At 67.6% G+C, this 18,811-nt stretch carries 15 protein-coding genes; 1 reads left to right on the top strand and 14 read right to left on the bottom strand.

Annotated features, from left to right (window positions below):
- The first annotated feature begins 26 nt into the window (after positions 1 to 26).
- Positions 27 to 575 carry a TetR/AcrR family transcriptional regulator gene (locus ACWEQQ_RS12345; RefSeq protein WP_452348321.1) on the top strand — a complete coding sequence of 183 codons (549 nt, stop codon included), beginning with the start codon at positions 27 to 29 and terminating at the stop codon, positions 573 to 575.
- On the opposite strand, the gene ACWEQQ_RS12350 is transcribed toward ACWEQQ_RS12345, so the two are convergent.
- The 14 genes from ACWEQQ_RS12350 to ACWEQQ_RS12415 form a co-directional block, all read right to left on the bottom strand.
- Complete coding sequence (locus tag ACWEQQ_RS12350; protein ID WP_452348245.1) at positions 526 to 2,349, bottom strand: acyl-CoA dehydrogenase; 1,824 nt, start codon at positions 2,347 to 2,349, stop codon at positions 526 to 528. The genes ACWEQQ_RS12345 and ACWEQQ_RS12350 overlap by 50 nt on opposite strands.
- Positions 2,350 to 2,383: 34 nt before the next feature.
- The gene (locus tag ACWEQQ_RS12355; protein WP_452348246.1) at positions 2,384 to 4,543 is read right to left on the bottom strand and encodes a 3-hydroxyacyl-CoA dehydrogenase NAD-binding domain-containing protein; all 2,160 of its coding nucleotides are present in this window, start codon (positions 4,541 to 4,543) and stop codon (positions 2,384 to 2,386) included.
- A 4-nt stretch (positions 4,544 to 4,547) separates the two neighbouring features.
- A complete protein-coding gene (locus tag ACWEQQ_RS12360) occupies positions 4,548 to 5,759 on the bottom strand; it encodes an acetyl-CoA C-acetyltransferase (protein WP_452345565.1) in 1,212 nt (403 codons plus the stop codon).
- Between the two features lie 82 nt (positions 5,760 to 5,841).
- A complete protein-coding gene (locus ACWEQQ_RS12365) occupies positions 5,842 to 6,366 on the bottom strand; it encodes a hypothetical protein (RefSeq protein ID WP_452345566.1) in 525 nt (174 codons plus the stop codon).
- A gap of 162 nt (positions 6,367 to 6,528) precedes the next feature.
- Positions 6,529 to 7,581 (bottom strand): zinc-binding dehydrogenase, encoded by a 1,053-nt coding sequence (locus tag ACWEQQ_RS12370; RefSeq protein ID WP_452348247.1) that lies wholly within the window; start codon positions 7,579 to 7,581, stop codon positions 6,529 to 6,531.
- Positions 7,582 to 7,592: 11 nt separating this feature from the next.
- Positions 7,593 to 8,684, bottom strand: coding sequence for a hypothetical protein (locus ACWEQQ_RS12375; RefSeq protein ID WP_452345568.1), 1,092 nt, complete (start codon positions 8,682 to 8,684; stop codon positions 7,593 to 7,595).
- 30 nt (positions 8,685 to 8,714) lie between these two features.
- Positions 8,715 to 9,569: an enoyl-CoA hydratase gene (locus ACWEQQ_RS12380; protein ID WP_452348248.1), complete on the bottom strand. Its 855-nt coding sequence runs from the start codon at positions 9,567 to 9,569 to the stop codon at positions 8,715 to 8,717.
- Complete coding sequence (locus tag ACWEQQ_RS12385) at positions 9,566 to 11,068, bottom strand: aldehyde dehydrogenase family protein (protein ID WP_452348249.1); 1,503 nt, start codon at positions 11,066 to 11,068, stop codon at positions 9,566 to 9,568. The genes ACWEQQ_RS12380 and ACWEQQ_RS12385 overlap by 4 nt, the downstream gene beginning before the upstream one ends.
- On the bottom strand, positions 11,065 to 12,735 hold the full coding sequence (locus ACWEQQ_RS12390) for an acyl-CoA synthetase (protein WP_452345571.1): 1,671 nt from the start codon (positions 12,733 to 12,735) through the stop codon (positions 11,065 to 11,067). Before ACWEQQ_RS12390 ends, ACWEQQ_RS12385 begins: the two co-directional genes overlap by 4 nt.
- Before the next feature lie 85 nt (positions 12,736 to 12,820).
- The gene (locus tag ACWEQQ_RS12395; protein WP_452348250.1) at positions 12,821 to 14,518 is read right to left on the bottom strand and encodes a thiamine pyrophosphate-requiring protein; all 1,698 of its coding nucleotides are present in this window, start codon (positions 14,516 to 14,518) and stop codon (positions 12,821 to 12,823) included.
- A gap of 32 nt (positions 14,519 to 14,550) precedes the next feature.
- Complete coding sequence (locus tag ACWEQQ_RS12400; protein ID WP_452348251.1) at positions 14,551 to 15,483, bottom strand: TIGR03620 family F420-dependent LLM class oxidoreductase; 933 nt, start codon at positions 15,481 to 15,483, stop codon at positions 14,551 to 14,553.
- Positions 15,480 to 16,733 carry an amidohydrolase family protein gene (locus ACWEQQ_RS12405; protein ID WP_452348322.1) on the bottom strand — a complete coding sequence of 418 codons (1,254 nt, stop codon included), beginning with the start codon at positions 16,731 to 16,733 and terminating at the stop codon, positions 15,480 to 15,482. The genes ACWEQQ_RS12400 and ACWEQQ_RS12405 overlap by 4 nt, the downstream gene beginning before the upstream one ends.
- Before the next feature lie 36 nt (positions 16,734 to 16,769).
- Positions 16,770 to 17,264: a VOC family protein gene (locus ACWEQQ_RS12410; RefSeq protein WP_452345574.1), complete on the bottom strand. Its 495-nt coding sequence runs from the start codon at positions 17,262 to 17,264 to the stop codon at positions 16,770 to 16,772.
- 730 nt (positions 17,265 to 17,994) lie between these two features.
- Positions 17,995 to 18,636: a TetR/AcrR family transcriptional regulator gene (locus tag ACWEQQ_RS12415; protein WP_452345575.1), complete on the bottom strand. Its 642-nt coding sequence runs from the start codon at positions 18,634 to 18,636 to the stop codon at positions 17,995 to 17,997.
- Positions 18,637 to 18,811: the final 175 nt, after the last annotated feature.

Consider the following 18,811-nt stretch of genomic DNA (forward strand, 5'->3'; position numbering starts at 1 on the left):
TGGCACAACGATCGGAAAGCACCGTGATGACCGGATCAGCCAAGAACCGGATGACCGCCGCCGAACGCAGTGAACAGATCATCCGGGTCGCGGTCGCCACCTTCGCCGAATCCGGGTACACCGCAACCCGGACCGATGTCATCGCCCGCCGCGCCAACGTTTCCCAGCCCTACGTGATCAGGCTCTTCGGCAGCAAGCAGCAGCTGTTCCTCGCCGCCCTGCACCACTCCTTCGACCGACTCGAGAACATCGTGGAATCCGCTGCGGCACGGCATGATTGCAGTCAACCATCGCAGCAGTCCGCGAGCGCCCTGGCCGATGTCTACCGCGCGGTCGCCGGCGAGCGCGATCTACTGCTGGTCGCCCTGCACGGCTTCGCGGCCACATCCGAACAACCCATCCGCCACGAGCTGCACCAACGCTACGACCGTCTCCGCAGCCTTCTCGCGGAGGTCACCCAAGCGTCGCCACACGACACCCGCCGGTTCCTGGCCGCCGGTGCGAGGCTCGCCATCGCCACCGCGCTCAGAACGCCGACTCGTCGAGATCCATCAGCCCGAGGTCGACGTCGGTGATGATGGTGCGCACTGTACCGAGTTGCGGGAGCACGTTTTTGGCGAAGAAAGAGGCGGCGGCGACCTTCCCCTCGTAGAACGGGGTGCTGCCCGACGTGTCGATGGCGGTGAGCGCGACGTCGGCCTGGCGCAGCAGCAGCCAGCCGATCAGCAGGTCGCCGACGGCGAGCAGAAATTGCACCGACACCAGCCCGATGCGGTACAGCTCGGTGGGTTCCTGCTGCGCGGCGGAGCGGAAGCCGGTGAGGGTCGCGACCATCGCCTCGACGTCCGCGAGTGCGGTGGCGAGGAGCGCACGCTCGAGCTCGAGGCGGCCGTCTCCGACGCTGCCGGCGAGGAACTTCGCGATCTGATCGGTCACGTGCGCGAACGCGGCACCGCGGTCACGCCCGATCTTGCGGAAGAAGAAATCCTGCGCCTGGATCGCGGTGGTGCCCTCGTAGATCGAATCGATCTTGGTATCGCGCACATACTGCTCGATCGGGTAGTCCTGCAGGAAACCGGAGCCGCCGAGGGTCTGCAGGGACTCGGTCAGGCACTGGTACGCGCGTTCCGATCCGACGCCTTTGACGACCGGCAACAGCAAGTGGTTGACGTGGAAGGCCAGCTCGGCGTCGGCGCCCGACACCACCCTGGCCAACTCGGCGTCCTGGTGCGCGGCCACGTACAGGTACAGCGCGCGCAGGCCCTCGGCGTACGCCTTCTGCAGCATCAGGCTGCGACGCACATCGGGGTGGTGCGTGATCGTCACCGGGGACGCCTGCTTGTCGGCCATTCTGGTCAGATCGATGCCCTGCACGCGGGTCTTCGCATACGCGAGCGCGTTCAGGTAGCCGGTGGACAACGTGGCAATTGCCTTGGTGCCGACCATCATTCGCGCGTACTCGATGACCTTGAACATCTGCGAGATCCCGCTGTGCGAGTCACCGACCAGCCAGCCGACCGCGGGAATACCGTGGCCGCCGAAGGTCAGCTCACAGGTCGCCGACGCCTTGAGTCCCATCTTGTGTTCCAGACCCGTGGCGAAGACGCCGTTGCGGGCGCCGAGTTCACCGGTGTCGGGGTCGAAGTGGAATTTCGGCACCACGAACAGCGACAGCCCCTTCGTCCCCGGTCCAGCGCCCTCCGGCCGTGCCAGCACCAGATGGAGGATGTTCTCCGAGATGTCGGAGTCGCCGCCGGTGATGAATCGCTTCACACCCTCGAGCCGCCAGCTGCCGTCGGCCTGCCGGATCGCGGTCGTGCGGCAGGCGCCGACATCGGAGCCGGCGTCGGCCTCGGTCAGCACCATGGTCCCGCTCCACTCGCGAGCGGCCGCGATCTCGGCCCACCGCCGCTGGGCGGCGGTGCCCAGGATGTGCAGGATCTCGGCGTTCTGCGGTCCGCTCGTGTAGACGAACGCCGCGGGCTGGGCGCCGAGGATCAGTTCCCAGATCGACCATTTGACGACCGACGGCGCCGCCGTACCACCGACCTCCTCCTTCAGCCCCACCTTGTGCCAGCCGGCCTGCTGCCAGGCCCGCGTGGAGCGAATGAACGACGCGGGCAGCGATACCGCGTGCGCGGCCGCGTCGAACGTCGGCGGGTTGCGGTCCGCCTCGGCGAACGACTCCGCCAGCGGGCCCTCGGCCAGCCGCGCCGCTTCGCCCAGCATGGCGCGGACCGTGGCGGCATCCAGGTCGCCGAACGCTCCCGAGTCGAGAACCCGGTCGATCGCCAGCACCTCGAACAGGTTGAACTCGAGGTCGCGGACATTGCTCTTGTAGTGGCCCACCCGGATGCCTTCCTGTACTCGTACCGATCGAGATCTACTCGTAGATCTCGCCCTTGCCGGCCTTCTCCACCAGGGACTGCGGCGGCCGGAAGTGGTCACCGTAGCGATCGGCCAACTCGCGGGCCCTGGCCACGAAGCCCGGCAAACCGCCCTCGTACTGGTTGATGAACTGGATGACGCCGCCGGTCCAGGCCGGAAAGCCGATGCCGAGCAGCGAACCGATATTGGCGTCCCGCACGGAGTTCAGCACGCCCTCGTCGAGGCACTTGACCGTCTCCAGCGCCTCGGCGAACAGCATGCGGTCGCGCAGGTCCTCGAACGGGATCTGCTCGCCGCCACTGCCGAAAGCCGTGCGCAGACCCGGCCAGATGCGGGTGCGCTTCCCGTCGACATAGTCGTAGAAGCCGGCGCCTGTGGAGCGGCCCTTGCGGTCGAACTCGTCGATCATGCGGTCGATGACGGCTTCCGAGCTGTGCGCGGTCCAGGTGCCGCCCGCGGCCTCGACCGCGGCACGCGACTCCTGCCGGACCTTGCGCGGCAGCGTCAATGTCAGCTCGTCCCACAACTGCAGCGGCGGAGCCGGATAGCCCGCCTGCGCGCCGGCCTGCTCGATCGACGCCGGCTCGACACCCTCACCGACCGCGGCCACGGCCTCGTTGAGGAAAGTGCCGATCACGCGCGAGGTGAAGAAACCACGGCTGTCATTGACGACGATGGGTGTCTTCTCGATCTGCAGGACGTAGTCGAAGACCTTCGCGAGCGTCGCGTCGGACGTCTTCTCGCCGCGAATGATCTCCACGAGCGGCATCTTGTCCACCGGTGAGAAGAAGTGGATGCCGATGAAGTCCTCCGGGCGCTGCACGCCCTGGGCGAGACCCGTGATCGGCAGCGTGGAGGTGTTCGAACCGAGGACGGCGTCCGGGTCGACGATGTGCTCGATCTCGCCGAACACCTTGTGCTTGAGCTCCGGGCTCTCGAACACGGCCTCGATCACGAAGTCCACGCCGGCGAAGTCCGCCGGGTCGGCCGTCGGCGTGATCCGCGCGAGCAGCGCATCCGACGCCTCCTGCGTGGTCTCGCCCCGCGACAGGGACTTTTGCTCGAGCTTGACCGCGTAGCCCTTGCCCTCGACGGCGTTCGCCAGCGACACGTCCTTCAGCACCACCTCGATGCCGGCCTTCGCCGACACATAGGCGATGGCAGCGCCCATCATCCCGGCGCCGAGCACACCGACCTTCCGCGCGGCGTACTTCTCGAAGCCAGCGGGACGCGAACCGCCCGCGTTGATCCGCCGCAGGTCGAAGAAGAACGCCTTGGTCATGTTCTTCGCGACCTGACCGGTGACGATGCTGACGAAGTAGCGCGCCTCGATCTTCGTGGCGGAGTCGAAGTCCACCTGCGCGCCCTCGATCGCGGCGGCCAGGATCGCCCGCGGGGCGGGCATCGGCGCGCCCTTGACCTGCTTGCGCAAGGTGGCCGTCAAGGCCTGCAGGTGGGCCGCGAACGCGGGGTCCGACGGCGACCCACCGGGTATCCGATAGCCCTCGGCATCCCACGGCTGCACGGCCCCGGGGTTGGCCTTGATCCACTCCTTGGCCTTCGGCAGCAGTTCGTCCACGGTGGACACCAGCTCGTCGATCAGGCCGAATTCTTTGGCCCGCACCGGATTATGCCGCTGGCCGCGCATCAGGACAGTGCGGAGCGCCTGCTGGATCCCGAGCAGCCGCGTGGTGCGGACGACGCCGCCCGCACCGGGCATCAGGCCGAAGGTGACCTCGGGTGATCCGACGACGACGCCCTCGACATTCGCCGCGATGCGGTGGTGCGTCGCGAGCACGATCTCGAAGCCGCCGCCCAGGCAGAGGCCGTTGATGGCCGCCACGACCGGCTTGCCCAGCGTCTCCAGCCGGCGCAGCCGCGCGTTCAGCGCAGTGGTCGACTCGGTGACGTGCTCGGTGTGCTCCGGCGTCGCCCGGATCAGGTCCCGCAGATCACCACCCGCGAAGAACGAGCTCTTCGCCGACGCGATCACCACGCCGGTGATCGAGTCCCGCTCGGCCTCCAGCCGGTCCACGACCTGACCGAAGGACTCCTGGAAGTCGGCGTTCATCGTGTTGGCGGGCTGGTTCGGGTCGTCCAGGGTCAGCACGACGATGCCGTCGGCGTCCTGGTCCCAGCGAATCGTGTTGGTCATGTCCTCACACCCGCTCGATGATCGTCGCGATACCCATGCCGCCGCCGACGCACAACGACAGCAGTGCGCGCCGGGCCTGCCGCCGCTCCAGCTCGTCCACCATGGTCCCGAGGATCATCGCGCCGGTGGCGCCCAGCGGGTGCCCCATCGCGATCGCGCCGCCATTGACGTTGACCTTCTCGTCCGGCAGTTCCAGATCCTTCATCCACTTCAGCACGACCGACGCGAACGCCTCGTTGAGCTCGAAGAGGTCGATGTCGTCGACGGTCAGCCCGGCCAGGTCGAGCACCTTCCGGGTGGCCGGCGTGGGACCGGTCAGCATGATCGTCGGATCCGACCCGGTGATCGCGGCGGCCACGATGCGGGCGCGCGGGGTGAGACCGAGATCCTTGCCGACCTGCTCGTTCCCGATCAGCACCAGGGCGGCGCCGTCGACGATGCCGGAAGAGTTCCCGCCGGTGTGCACGTGGTCGATCCGCTCGACCCAGTGATACTTCTGCAGCGCCACCGCGTCGAAACCGCCCACCTCACCGATGCCCGCGAAGGCGGGCTTCAGCTTGCCGAGGGTCTCGACGGTGCTGCCGGGACGGCGATGTTCGTCGTGGTCGAGGATCGTCACGCCGTTGATGTCCTTCACCGGCACAACGGATTTCGTGAAATACCCGCCGGACCACGCGGCCTCGGCGCGGTCCTGCGACCGCACGGCGAAGCGGTCGACGTCCGCACGCGAGAAGCCCTCGATGGTCGCGATCAGGTCGGCGCCGATGCCCTGCGGTGCGATGAAGTTGTCATACGTCAAAGCCGGGTCGTTGAAGATCGCGCCGCCATCGGCGCCCATCGGCACCCGCGACATCGACTCGACACCACCGGCGATGATCAGGTTCTCCCAGCCCGAACGCACGCGCGCCGCCGCCTGGTTGACCGACTCGAGTCCCGAGGAGCAGAACCGGTTCAACTGCACGCCGGCGACCGTGTCCGGCAGGCCGGCGCCCATCGCGGCGGCACGGGCGATATCGCCACCCTGGTCCCCGACCGGCGAAACGACGCCCAGAATGATGTCGTTGATCGCCGCGGGGTCCAGCCCCGGATTGCGTGCCTTCAGCTCGTCGATAAGGCCGACCACGAGGTCGATAGGCTTCGTCCCGTGCAGGGATCCGCCCTTGTTCTTGCCCCGAGGCGTGCGGATCGCCTCGTAGATATATGCCTCGCTGTTCAAAACGATGGTCCTTCTTCAGCCATAGGGTATGGACTCGGTGCGGCACGCAGTCCGGTTTTATGCGACTCGATGGTCGCAGGGCCTACTTCGGCGCATTGATGGTCAGCCCGCGAGCAGCAGCGTATTTGTACGCGTCATGCTTTTCGATGCTGGGCGCCGAATCACCGATTTTCGAAACGCCGGGCAGATCGCCGAAGTCGGGACCGAGCTGTTCGGACATCATCTTCGCGAAGTTGGGGTCCATGTACATCCGCTCGCCGGAGATCAGCTTCAGATCGGGATCGAAAGCCATCACCACCAGGTACAGGCCGGTGACCCGCTCGCCCTCGAGCGTGTTGAACGACATGAACGCCTCACGCAGCAGCGTATTATCGGCCACCGCGTGGACTCGCTTCTCGGCAGCGACATTCCGCCCCCGATTGGGCAGGATCCGCCGATACGTTTCGCGAACCGCATCGGTCCCGTCGACCGCCAATCCGAGGGATGCGAGCTCGTAATGCGGGTTGGGGGTCAGCGTCGCCATGGTGGCTTCGACATCCATTTCCAGCTCAGCGATCTCGTGAGCGAGGAGGATTTCTTCCATTTGTTTCTTGGACAATTGCGTCATGTATAAAAACCTAGAATGCCATCGAGACCGGCGTCAAGTATTAATTTGATTTCCTCTGCACAACATTAGCGCACAGAAAATATAGGCGATTGCCCTGGGCAAACACCTTTCATAAAACCATTTCAAGTTATCGAATAAGCCCGTATCAACGCTCGGGCACGGTCAATTCAGCTGGATGAGGATCTTCGCGTCGGTACCGCTACGCAGCGCGTGGATGGCGTCGACGACGCCCGTCAACGGGATCTCCCGCACCCATCCGGTGGTGTCGTAGATGCCGTTCGCCATTGCGGCGATGACGGCGTCGAACTCCTCCGGCAAATAGCCGACCGCTCCCACGATCTCGGTCTCGGCCATCATGAGCTGCGTGGGCTGGAGTTCCATCGGATGCTCGTGGAGCGCGACGACCACGACGCGCCCACCGGGGACGAGGCTCGCCAGGGCCGAGGTGATCGCGGGACCGGCTCCGGCCGCGTCCACGGCGGCGTCCACACCGCCGCCATCGGTCAACTCGGCAACCGCGGCGGCGAGGTCCTCGTGCACCGGATCGACGACGGTCGCACCCAGTGCGGCGATGATCGCGCGACGGTCCGCGCTCGGCTCGGAAACGAGCACCTTCTCCACTCCGCGCGCCTTGAACGCGAACCACGCGCCGATGCCGATCGGCCCCGCTCCCGCAATGAGCGCCGTACCGCCGGCCTCCACTCCGCTGCGCGCGACGGCATGCCAGCCGACCGCCATCGGCTCGACCAGCGCACCCATCCGCAGGTCCACATTCTCGGGCAGCAGGTGCAGCGCCGATACGTCGACCGTCGTGAACTCGGACAGGCCGCCGCCGTGCGCGCCCGCGCCGAGCGAGCCCATCATCCGGCAGGAGAAGCGAAGGCCCCGGCGGCACGCGGCGCACTCACCACAGGAGACCAGCAGCGGGTACACCGCGGCACGGTCGCCGATCTTCACGTCCGTCACGCCCTCGCCGATGTCGACCACGGTGCCGGCGAACTCATGGCCCAGGATCTGCGGCAGTGTGGCGCCGGTCAGGGGATGTGGGTGGTCGAGGTCCATCGGCAAGGCCTCTGGGAAGAAGTAGAAGTGGAGGTCGGAGCCGCAAATGCCCGCGAAGGCGTTGCGCAGCTTCACCTGGCCGGGACCGGGGCGGGAGTCCGGCACCTCCTCGACGCGGAGGTCTTCCTTGCCGTAGAACAGAGCGGCCTTCATTACTTCTCTCCTTACGAATGGTGGTCGGGGACGGTGAGGACGAAAGCGGTGGTTCGGTGGGCGTCGGAGGCGACCAGCGCACCGGCCCGGCCACCGGTGTCTTCCAGCGAGTTCAACATCGTGACCAGCGACCGCAGCCGGCCGGAACGGGGAAGGTGACCGAATGCGAGGTCCCCGCCGCGCGGGTTCACCAGGAACTCGCTGATTCCGGTCTCCTTCATCCACGCCACCGGCGTCACGGCGTACTGCTCCGGGACCTCGAGCTGGTCGAGACCGCCGAAGTCGAGGCCACAGGGGGCGAGGAGCTCGTCGACAGCGTGCGGACTGAGCGGGGCGATACCGAACTCGCTGGATGCGCGGATCGCACGCGTCGCCTGCAGGCGGGCGCGGTATCGCAGACCCAGCCTGATCGCGTTCTGCTCGCCGGCCAGGATGATCGCGCTCGCGCCGCGGGCCGGGTGGGCTGTGACGACCAGCCCGTCGTCGATGAAATCGTGCTCCGGCACCGTGCCCGCACCTGCCCAGCCGGTGAACGCGTCGCCCGCGACCGGCTTGTGGAAGCAGTCGGCGAGATATCCCGGTGTGCTGGAGACGATCTCGGCCGCGAAGTCCCCGGCTGCCGAGCACTCGGCGGATCGGGTGTACGACGAACGGGCCCAGCCCGCCATCTCGTCGGAGGCGACATCCCACCAGGCGGCGACCACCCGTGCCGTGTGCTGCCTCAGGTAGATCTCGGCACCGGTATGGCGGTGGCCGGAGCCCAGTCCGAAGTCGGTCGCCGCGACGACCGCGATCATCTCCGGGTTCTGCTCGATCGTTCTGACCGCCTGCGCCAGGCTCAACGCACTGTTCGTGCCGACCGTGGTCGTCAGGTCGAGCGGTGGCCGGTCGAAGACCCAGCCGGGCCGGCCGGCCGAGCGTCCCGTCGACAGGCAGCGGGGGTCGGCCAGGAACAGCTCGGTGAGTTCCGACTGGTCGAGGCAGGTCCGGCGCAGCAGCGCACGAATCACGTCCTCGGCCAGCCCGGTGGGCGTTTCGGGCAGGTCGGGATCATCCGGGATGATTGCCGACCGGCCCGCATCGATGAGCACAACGCTGGTCATCGTGGCCTCTTCAGCGCTCGGCGGGACAGTTCACGACCCCACCCCGGCCTTCGTCCCGAACGTCTGCCGCATGAAATCCGGATCGATCGGCAACCCGTGGACCTGCTGATTGTGGCTGTGGCACAACTGGTGGTACGCGAAGGACGTCTGCATCGCGTTGACGCGACCCTGGTTGTCCTGGGCGACGTTGACGGACTCCTTCGCCAGTTTGAGCGCGAACAGCGGCTTCTCGGCGATGCGCGACGCCAGCCGCAGCGTGAACGACTGCAGCTCGTCGAGGGGCACGACGTGATTCACCATGCCCAGCCGATGGACCTCGGCGGCCGTCAGGAAGTCGGAGGTGAACAGCATCTCCTTCGCCTTCCGGACGCCGACCTCGAACGGGTGGTTGAAGAACTCGGCGCCGGACACGCCCATCGACACGGTGTTGTCCTGGAACAGCGCGTCCTCGGCGGCGACGATCAGGTCGCAGGGCCACACCAGCATGAGGCCACCGGAGATGACCTTGCCCTGCACGGCGGCGATGGTCGGCTTCGGCAGATTGCGCCACCGCTCCGACAGCCCGATGTACATCTCTTTCTCGATCGCCATCCGCGATTCGGCGCCGGCGCAACCGAAGCCGCACCAGGTGCCGATCCGCCGGTGATCGGCCACCACCTGCGGGCCCGCATCGTCGCGTAGATCGTGTCCGGCCGAGAAGTGCGGACCGTTCGCGGCGAGGATGATCACGCTGATCGAATCATCTTGCGCGGCAAGGTCGAACGCGTCGTTGAGCTCGTACAGCAGCTGCATGCTCTGCGCGTTCCTGGCGTCGGCGCGGTCGAGCACGATCCGGGCGACCTTCTCGGCCGGGCGCTCGTAGCGGATCGTCTCGAACTCGCTCACAGCCGGCCTCGCTCGTCGGGTCGGCCCAGCCGGGCGACGGTGTCGGCTGTCGCGGCGGCGGCAACGGCGGCTACACCGGCGATCCGCTCGGGTGTCAGCGGCGGAACGAGCGCCCCGGCCAACCCGGTCGGCAGGTCGTGGTGGGCGATCGGACGCTGGTGGGAGAACGTGTCGAACCCGGCCTTGCCGTGATAGGCGCCCGAACCACTCATCCCGACACCGCCGAACGGCATGGCGTGGTTGCTGTACGCCAGGCCGAAGTCGTTGCGCGAGACCCCGCCCGACGTGGTGTTCAGCAAGAACCGCTGGAAATCGTCGGTGTCGCCGCCGTACCAATAGGCCGACAGCGGATGTTCGCCGGCCGCGACGAAGGCGATGGCCTCGTCGACATCGGAGTAGGTGTGCAACACCAGCACCGGGCCGAAGATCTCCTCGGTGTTGATCTCGGCGTCGGCCGGGGTGTCGAGCAGCAGCGTCGGCGGCAGGCGGCGAGAACCCGCGGCCGGCAGCCGGTCCTTCTCCGCCTCCGGCACGATCACGACCTCCACCGCACCCTTGGACTTGGCATCCGCGACCAGTCCGGTGACCCGCGCGTAGTTCGCGTCGTTGACCATCGACACCACGTCAGGGTTGTCGAGGAAGGTCGGGAAGTACGTCAGCACCGCCTTCCGGTACGCCTCGACGAAGGCGTCCTTCTTCGATGCGGGGACGAAGGCGTAGTCCGGCGACAGGCACACCTGGCCGTTGTTGAACAGGCGAGCGGCGGCCACGCGCGTCGCGGCCTCGGCGACATCGGCGTCGGGGGCGACGATCGCGGGGTTCTTGCCGCCCAGCTCGAGCGTCACCGGCACCAGGTTCCGGCCCGCGGCGACGGCGACGAGGCGGCCGACCTTCGGGGAACCGGTGAAGAAGATGTGGTCGAATCGCAGGTCGGAAAATGCGGTGGCGGTTGCCAATCCACCGTTGACGACCACGACCTCCTCGGGGCTCATCCGCGAGGCCACCGCACGAGCGAACACCGCCCCGGTCCGCGGGGCCATGTCGGAGAACTTGATCATCACCCGATTGCCGGCGGCGAGCGCTTCCACGGCCGGCACGAAGACGAGCACGATCGGGAAGTTCCACGGGCCGATGACGCCGACCACACCCTTGGGGCGATTCTGCACGGTGGCCGGGATGACCCCGCCCATCGCCGCGGGCACCTCGGTCGGGGCCATCCACTCCTCGAGGTGCGCCCGGGTGTTGGCGATCCCCTCCAGGCCGCCGAGGATGTCGACCTCCATCGAGGTGGTCACGGGACGACTGCCGAAGTCGGCGTTCAGCGCTTCAGCGAGTTCTGCACTGTGCTCGAGGACGGCGGCGACGAAGCGGTCGATGCGGTCGCGGCGGGTCGCGGCGTCGGGGATCGGGTCCAGGGCCTGGGCGGCCCGCTGGGCATCGAGGAGACGCTGCAGTTCCTGGGGCGCGACGTCGACGATCGGTTCGGTGGTCATGGTCATTTGCTTGTTTCCTTGTGTGCAGGTGAATCTTGTGCGGCGATGTCGCTGGCCCAGCGATAGTCGGCCTTCCCCGCCGGGCCGCGGACCACCGCGTCCACGCGGATGATGGCCTTCGGCAGCTTGTACCGGGCGAGTCGCTGCTCGGCGTCGGCCAGGAGTTCCTTGTCGGTCGGGTCGTGTCCGGGCAGCAGCTGCACGACCGCGACGGTCTCGTTGCCCCAGCGCTCGCTCGGCCGGCCCACGACGATGACGTCGCGGATGGCGGGATGGGCGATCAGCGCGTCCTCGACCTCCTCGGCGAAGATCTTCTCGCCGCCGGAGTTGATCGTCACCGAGTCGCGGCCGAGCAGCTCGATGCTGCCGTCGGCCCGGTGCCGCGCCCGATCCCCGGGCAGCGCCACGCGGCGTCCCGCGACGGTGGGGAACGTGCGCTCGGTCTTGTCGCGGTCACCGAGGTACCCGAACGGGATGGCGCCGTGCCGGGCCAGCCATCCGGTCGCCGGATCGCCCGGCTCGAGGATCCGGCGACGATCCTCGTCCACCACGCAGGTGCCGGGCGCCGGTGTGAAGACACCCGAGGTCGCCGGCGCCGCGCTCGTGCTCAGGTTCGACAGCTGAGAGCCGGTCTCCGAGGAGCCCGCGACGTCCGCGATCGCGACGTGCGGCAGCAGCCGCAGGATGCGGTCCTTCACCGATGCGCTGGTGACCGCGCCGCCGACACCGACCAGCTGCAGGGAACGCCCGTGGTGGCCGCCGCGCTCGAACTCGTCGCACAGCGGGGTCGCGAACGCGTTCCCGACCAGGTTCATGAGCTGCACGCCCTCACCGTCGATCACCTCCCACACCGATGCGGGGTCGAGCCGGTCCACGACGCCGGGGAAGACGACTTTGCCGCCGGTCAACACACCGGCCAGGGCGAGCCACTGGGCTGCGGCATGCATGAGCGGCGGCAGCGGCAGGACGACTCGCGGGTCAGCGGCGAGGACCAGTTCGACGCCCTCGGCGAGCGTCGTCACGTCGAACAGGCCCGCCGGAAGGAATGCGGCCAGGGCGCTTTCGAGGATGTCCGCCTGGGCCCACATCGTGCCCTTCGGCATCCCGGTCGTGCCGCCCGTGTAGACCAGGTACAGGTCGTCGGCGTCAGGCGCGGTCCGAGGAGCGTCGGGGCTGGAGGCCGCCAGGGCTTCCTCGTAGTCGAGGGCGCCGGGCAGCAATGCGTTACCGGATTCGTCCGCCACCTGGAGCAGCAGCACCGGCCGCTCGCGCAGCGAGTCGAGGACCGCGGCGAGCGTCGGCGCGAAACGGGCGTGGTAGATGATCGCGCGCGCCGAGGCGTCGTCGAGGAGGTAGGTGAGCTCGGCTTCGACGTACCGATAGTTGACATTGAATGACGCCGCGCGCGCGGTCGCGGCGCCCAGCATCCCCTCCAGGTACTCGTTGCCGTTGTACAGGTACAGCGCGACATGGTCCTGGCCCGACTCCCACAGCGGCAGGTCGGCGCGCGACCGGTGGATCGTGATCCCTTGCGACAGTAGAAGATTCGCCAGCCGATTGACTCGCCCCGCCACGTCGCGGTAGGTGAGCCGCCGTTCCCCGAACACGATGCACTCGCGCTCGGGTGTCGCCGCGGCGACGCCGGCGAACAGCTCGGCGTGGTTGTAACGCATCAGATCTCCATCGGGTGAACGGCGAGTCGCAGGCCCGGCGACGGGACCGGCCCGGGCCTGCGACTCGGCAATGGTGACGAGGGGGTCATTTACAGCGGATGTCGAGGAGGGCCTGACGTCCCTCTTCGCGCACGACGCGAAGCGCCTCCTTGAGCGCGCCCGCGAGCTCGCTGCGGTGGTGGACCGTCGCGCCGTAGCCGCCCGACGCGATGCAGTAGGACGCCAGGTCCGGCGAGGGCGACAGGTTGGAGAACCGGTCCTCGCCCGTGGTGGCCGCGGTGCCGTCGGGATAGACGAGGTACGTCGCCATGTCGACCGCGGTCCAGTTGCTGTTGTTGGCCACGATCGTCAGCACCGGCAGGTTGTGCTTGGCCGCGGCGTGGTGGCACGCCGCCGGATTGGCGAACATGTAGGCGCCGTCGCCGAGCGTGGCGACCACCGTGCGGTGCGGTGCGGCGTGCTTGGCGCCGAGCGCCGCGGGCAGGCCCCAGCCCAGACCACCGGACGCCGGAAGGAAGAAGTACGTGGCGGGCCGCGTCCGGCGCAGCAGGTCGGGGTACGCCACGTACTCGTTGAACACGATGTCGTCGTCGTCGAGCAGGTCGCCGAGGGCGGCCGAGATGGCCGCCGTCGTGATCGGCGCGTCGGCGTCGCGATCGGCCTCCTGCCGCCGGAGCTCGTCGATGGCGGCACGACTCGCCGCGGCGACCTCACGGATGCGTTCGGCCCGGGCCTGATCGATGCCGTCGGCGCGATCCTCGAGGGCGGCGATCAACCGGGTCAGGAACGCGGCGGGCGTGGCGCTGATGGTGAGGTCGGAGCGGTGCGTCCGCATCGGGTAGGCGGAGAACAGCGGATCGACGCCCACCTGGGCGACGAAGCAGTCGGCCGGCGGTGCCGTGCGCGCCTGGATCCACGGGACGTCGCACTCCACGAACACGACCACGTCGGCCCGCTCGAAGACGGCCGCCACGTCGGACCCGACGCGGTGCGGATGGTCGGAGGCGACATTCAGATAGCGGGCCCACGGATCGGCCACGCCGATCCCGAACCGGGCGCACAGATCGCCGAGCAGTTCGGCGGCGTCGGGCTCGGCTCCGGCCGCGGTCGCCACGATGACCGGGAACTCGGCGGTGGCGAGCCGGTCGGCGAGCACGTCGACGGCGTCGGGGTCGGGCTGCACGGTGGTCGGGACGGGCGTGCGCGGGCGCACGGCGTCCGCCGGTTCCTCCGCCGGTTCGGCGAGGACCTCGCGGGGCAGCGACAGGTACACGGGCCCGCGGGGGTGCGCGGTGGCGAGGCTCAGGGCGCGGTCCACGACGGCATCGGCCTGTCGTGGATCGCGCAGCTCGTAGTCCCACTTGACGAACTCGCGCACCATACTGGCCTGGTCGAACATCTCCTGGGACCAGTGGATCGGCAGGTCACGGGCCCCGGTGGCGCCGAACTCGAGGATCGGCGAGCGCCCGGCGGTGACGAGCAGCGGGATGCGATCGCGGGCGGCGTTGGCGACCGAGCACACGGCGTTCCCGGTGCCGACGTTGACGTGGAGCATCAGCGCCTGCGGTCGTCCCGACACCAGGGCGGCGCCGTGGGCCATGCCGCCGGCGAGGTTCTCGTGGGCGCAGAGGACGGGCGTCGGCAGCGGCGGACCGCCGGCCTCCTTGTTGTCGGCGTAGGCCTCGACAATGGGTGCGAAATCGGTCCCCGCATTGACGAAGAACGACTCGATGCCGTGCTCGGCGAGCGCGGTGAGATAGCGGGTAGCAGCGGTATGCGGCATAGAAAGCCTTCTGTTCGGTGCGTGGACAGGTGTCATGGGGTCGGCCGGGTGCGCAGCGAGGGGATGATCGACGCGAGCTCGCGCCACTCGGTCACCGGCAACCTCTGCAGGTCCGGGGTCAGTACCTGCACGCACACGTGGTCGGCGCCGGCGTCGAGGTGGGCCTGGACCCGGGCTGCGATCCGGTCGAGGGAACCCCAGGCGACGATCGCGTCGACCAGCCGGTCGCTGCCCCCGCCGCCCAGATCGTCGTCGCCCCAACCCAGGCGCCGGAGGTTGCTCGTGTAGTTGGGCAACGCGAGATACCGCTTCATGAACCGGCGGGCGAGCTCGCGCGCGACGGTCGGATCGGTCTCGAACACGACGGTCTGCGCGGGGGCGAGCAGTGCGTCACCGCCGAGCGCCGCGCGGGCGACCGCGGTGTGCTCGACCGGCACGAAGTACGTATGGGCACCCACGCCACGGGCGGCGGCCAGCCGCAGCATCCGCGGCCCGAGTGCCGCCAGCACCCGCTGGGGGGCGATCGGCGAGACCGCCCCCCAGAAGACGCCGCCATCCATCCGGTCGAGGTAGTCGACCATCGTGGTGTACGGCTTGTCGCCGTACCGGCCCTGATGAGCGCCGTCGACCATCGACTGATGACTCACCCCCACACCCAGCAGGAACCGCTCCGGGAACGCCTCGCTCAAGGTGCGCCAGCCCGCGTTCATCGTCATGGCGCTGCGGGCGTGCAGGCTGGCGATGCCCGTGGCCACCGTCATGCGAACGGTGGCCGACAGCAGCAGCGCGGCGTTGGCGAACGGCTCGCGAGCCACCGCCTCGGGCACCCAGAGCGCGCCGAAGCCCAGTTCGTCGAGCTCGGCAGCCGCCTCGCGGGCGAGGCTCATCGGCTGCACATCGAGCTGGTACGACCAGATTCCGAGCGGACCGGGGTGTGAGGCGGAGGCCTGGTCAGCGACTGTCACGGAAGTAGCCACTCGGCATTCGTCCGGAAGAACTTCGTGGTGATTTCCGCACCCAGCGGCTCGACCTTAGCGAGCATGTTCTTCATCGAGTCCTTCGTACCTTCGACGTGCGGATAGTCGGTCGAATAGCAGAACACGTCGGCCAGGTTCGGGTCGTCCTGGAAGTAGCGGTCGACGGGCTCGAAATTGAAGGGCGACACCCGCACGTTCCGTGCGATGTACTCCGAAGGCTTCAGCGGAAATTTGGCAGCGGCCGCTCCCGGGAACACGTCGATATACATATCCATTCGCCGGGCGGCGTTTCCGACCCAATGGGCACCGACTTCGAAAAGACCCAACCGCAGCCGCGGGAACCGCTCGAACACACCACCGAGCACCAAGGCGGACAGGTAGTTGTCGATGGCCATGTGCACGGTCGAGAACAGCTGGATATTGGTATTCGGGATCTCTGGAGATTGGAACAGATCCAGGAAGGTCTCGGCGATCATCCAACCGGGATCCAAGAAGGCGAATTCGGTACCGATGTGGAGCGTCACGGCGATGTCGTTGGCCTCGAGCAGACGCCACAGCGGGTCGAGCGCCGAGTGCGCCGGCGAAACCCCGCCGGGCGGCACGTCGGCCTGCAGATATACCGCGCGGACACCGGCATCGATCAGATCCTTTGCCGTGGAGATCATCTCGTTCACGTCGGGGCTGGTGTTGAGGATCCCGACCACCCGGATACGGCCGTCGGCCAGGACCGCGTTGGCCTTCACCCATTCGTTGTAGGACCGCACGTAGCTCTTCGCGAAGTCCGGCCTCGACACGCCCTCGAACACCGAAAGATCGCCGCCGAAGCGCATTTCGTAGGCGAGATCATTCATTTCCCCGATGATCATCGCCGCGATCGCCGTGGTCGGGAAGACCAGCTGACGATCGATCCCCATCACATCCAAGACCTCGGATCGCCGACCGAGATCGATCGCGCTCGGGGCCGACGGACCCTTGATCTTCCAGATCCCTTCGGGATCGATCTCTTTCGTGTCACCCAGCACGTCGAGCTGGTGCATATTGGTCGCGGTCGGATCCGGACGGAGCCGGTCTGCGGATTCGAAAATTTTGCCCATAATTCGGCCGGGCTGACCCAAGATATCCTCGAGCAGGTGACTGGGGATCATCTCGTGGCTATCGACGTCATGTGCAAGGAGCTTCATCGCAACCTCTCGGTGTGATTTCCCGGTACGAAAACCGGGCTGATGGAAAGCAAGCACCAAGAGGAGCTCGCTCGAAATGGCGTTCGATACGCCCTAGGAGGTGAGAGCCTCGACGTCGATCGGCTTGAGGTAGCCGACAAAGTCGTCATTTGTGCGCCAGTCGTATTCCGGCACCTCGCAATAGATCTCGATGGCATTGCCGTCGGGGTCATAGATGTACAGACTCCGGGTCATGCCGTGGTCGAACATCGCCTCGATCGTGACGCCCTGGTCCTTCAGGTGCTGATGCATCTGCACCAGCGCTTCCTGACTGTCGACCACCAGCGCGAAATGCAGCAGGCCGACCTGGTTCTCCTTCGGCAGCTCGGCGTCCTCGCTCACCTTGAAAACCCCGATGTCGTGGTGGTAATCGCCGAAGCGGAAAAAGATCGCGATAGGCGACTCCGACGAGATCTTCATACCGAGGATCCCGCCGTAAAACGCCTTGGCCACCTCCAGATCGCGCATTTTCAGCACCACGTGCCCAACGCGTTTAATGCCCATGCTTGCCTCCATTGGCTTCGGGCCCACCGGCATCACATCCGCCACGCCGGGCAAAGTTGTGGCCGCTGGCGTTACTGGTCGGTGGACTAGATAGATTGATCTAACACACTCAGCGTAAACGCATTTTTCCCACTCCGTCAACCCTTGGTCGGCAACTCGGAAACGCGGCATGTTGGCGCGCTCTCCGCTCGCCTCGCGGACGATGTCGAATGAGATGAGTCTCTGCGGCGGGGCGAGGGCCCAGTACCCGCCAACTGCCGCGCGGTTGCCGCTTCTTGCCCGCCGATTGCCGGGTCGACTACAGAGTGCTTGCCCGTCGGACGCCCACCGGCGGGTCTTCCGCAACGGCGTGGCGACAGGGGTGAAGAGGCCCGCCGGCGGTGGCGGAACACGGGAGGAGACGGCGAAAGCTGCCGGTCGAGAGCATTGGCGGCGCAGGACCCGCAAACCTCGCGGCGGATATCGCACGGGCCGAGGTGTCGATTCGGGCAGGTCGGCGCCCCAGGGGGTGGCAGCATCTCCGCGGACTGGTCTCGAGAACCATGCCCCGCGGTGGCGGAAGCTGACGAAAGTAATGTGGCCGGCGACTACGGGGGCACGGCGGCGCCGGGGTCGACGCATCGGCGGTGCGGGAGAAACGAACGCGCAGAATCGAATTCGTCAGTGGCGGCGCGCAGTGTGCACGCCGCCGGGCGCGGTGATGAGTCGCCGACCGCGGACCGGGGACGCTCGCCCGGTCGTCGCGGTCACCGCGCCGGCTTCGACATCGGAGTGATCAGCTCCCGACGTTGCTCCGACCGGTGCGGTCGTAGCGGCCGGCGGCGAGCCCGGCGGCAACGGAGTTGGTCGCCGCCCGCCCGGCGGTGTGCAGCGGTGCGGTCGATCGCGTGGTGCGAGCCAGCAGGACCGCTCCTTCGATCAGGCAGAAGACCTCGACGGCGACCTCGCGGGCGCGCTCGACGGTCATCCCGGCCGCCGTGAAGCGCTGCTCGAGCACCTCCAGCCAGGATTCGAAGGCGTTGGCGGCGGCGGTCCGCATCAGCTCGTCGCTGTTGGCCACCTCCAGGGCGATCGTCGCGATCGGGCAGGCGTAGGCGTAGTCGGTTTCTTCGAGCAGATCGGCCGTCTGAACGAAGGAGGCCGCCGTCGCCTCGACGACGTCGGCCCCGGGCGGGTACACCGACTCGAGCAGCTCCCGGTAGCGTGCGCCACCGTAGGTGAGCGCGGCCGCGCCGAGCTCCTGCTTGCCGCCGGGGAAGAAGTGGTACAGCGATCCATAGGGCGCGGCGGCGGCGGCGAGGACGGCCTTGATTCCGGTCGCCCCGAAGCCCTGTCGGCTGAACAGCTCTGCCGCGGACTCCACCAGACGGGTTCGGGTTTCGGGCTGTTTTCCGAGGGTTGACGAGGTGGGAGACATGTGTCTAGGGTACCGCGCTAGATCAATCTGTCGCGTGTGACCTTCGACCCAGCGATCTTGCGGCCGGCATGGGTTTCGACAGCGATCGTCGGCAATCCGAGCACCGATCTACGAGCGTCCCACATGGTCGACGCCGACGAAGCTACTTTCCGCGCAACTGTCGACGAACTACTGC

The sequence above is a fragment of the Nocardia sp. NPDC004123 genome (genome assembly GCF_053603795.1).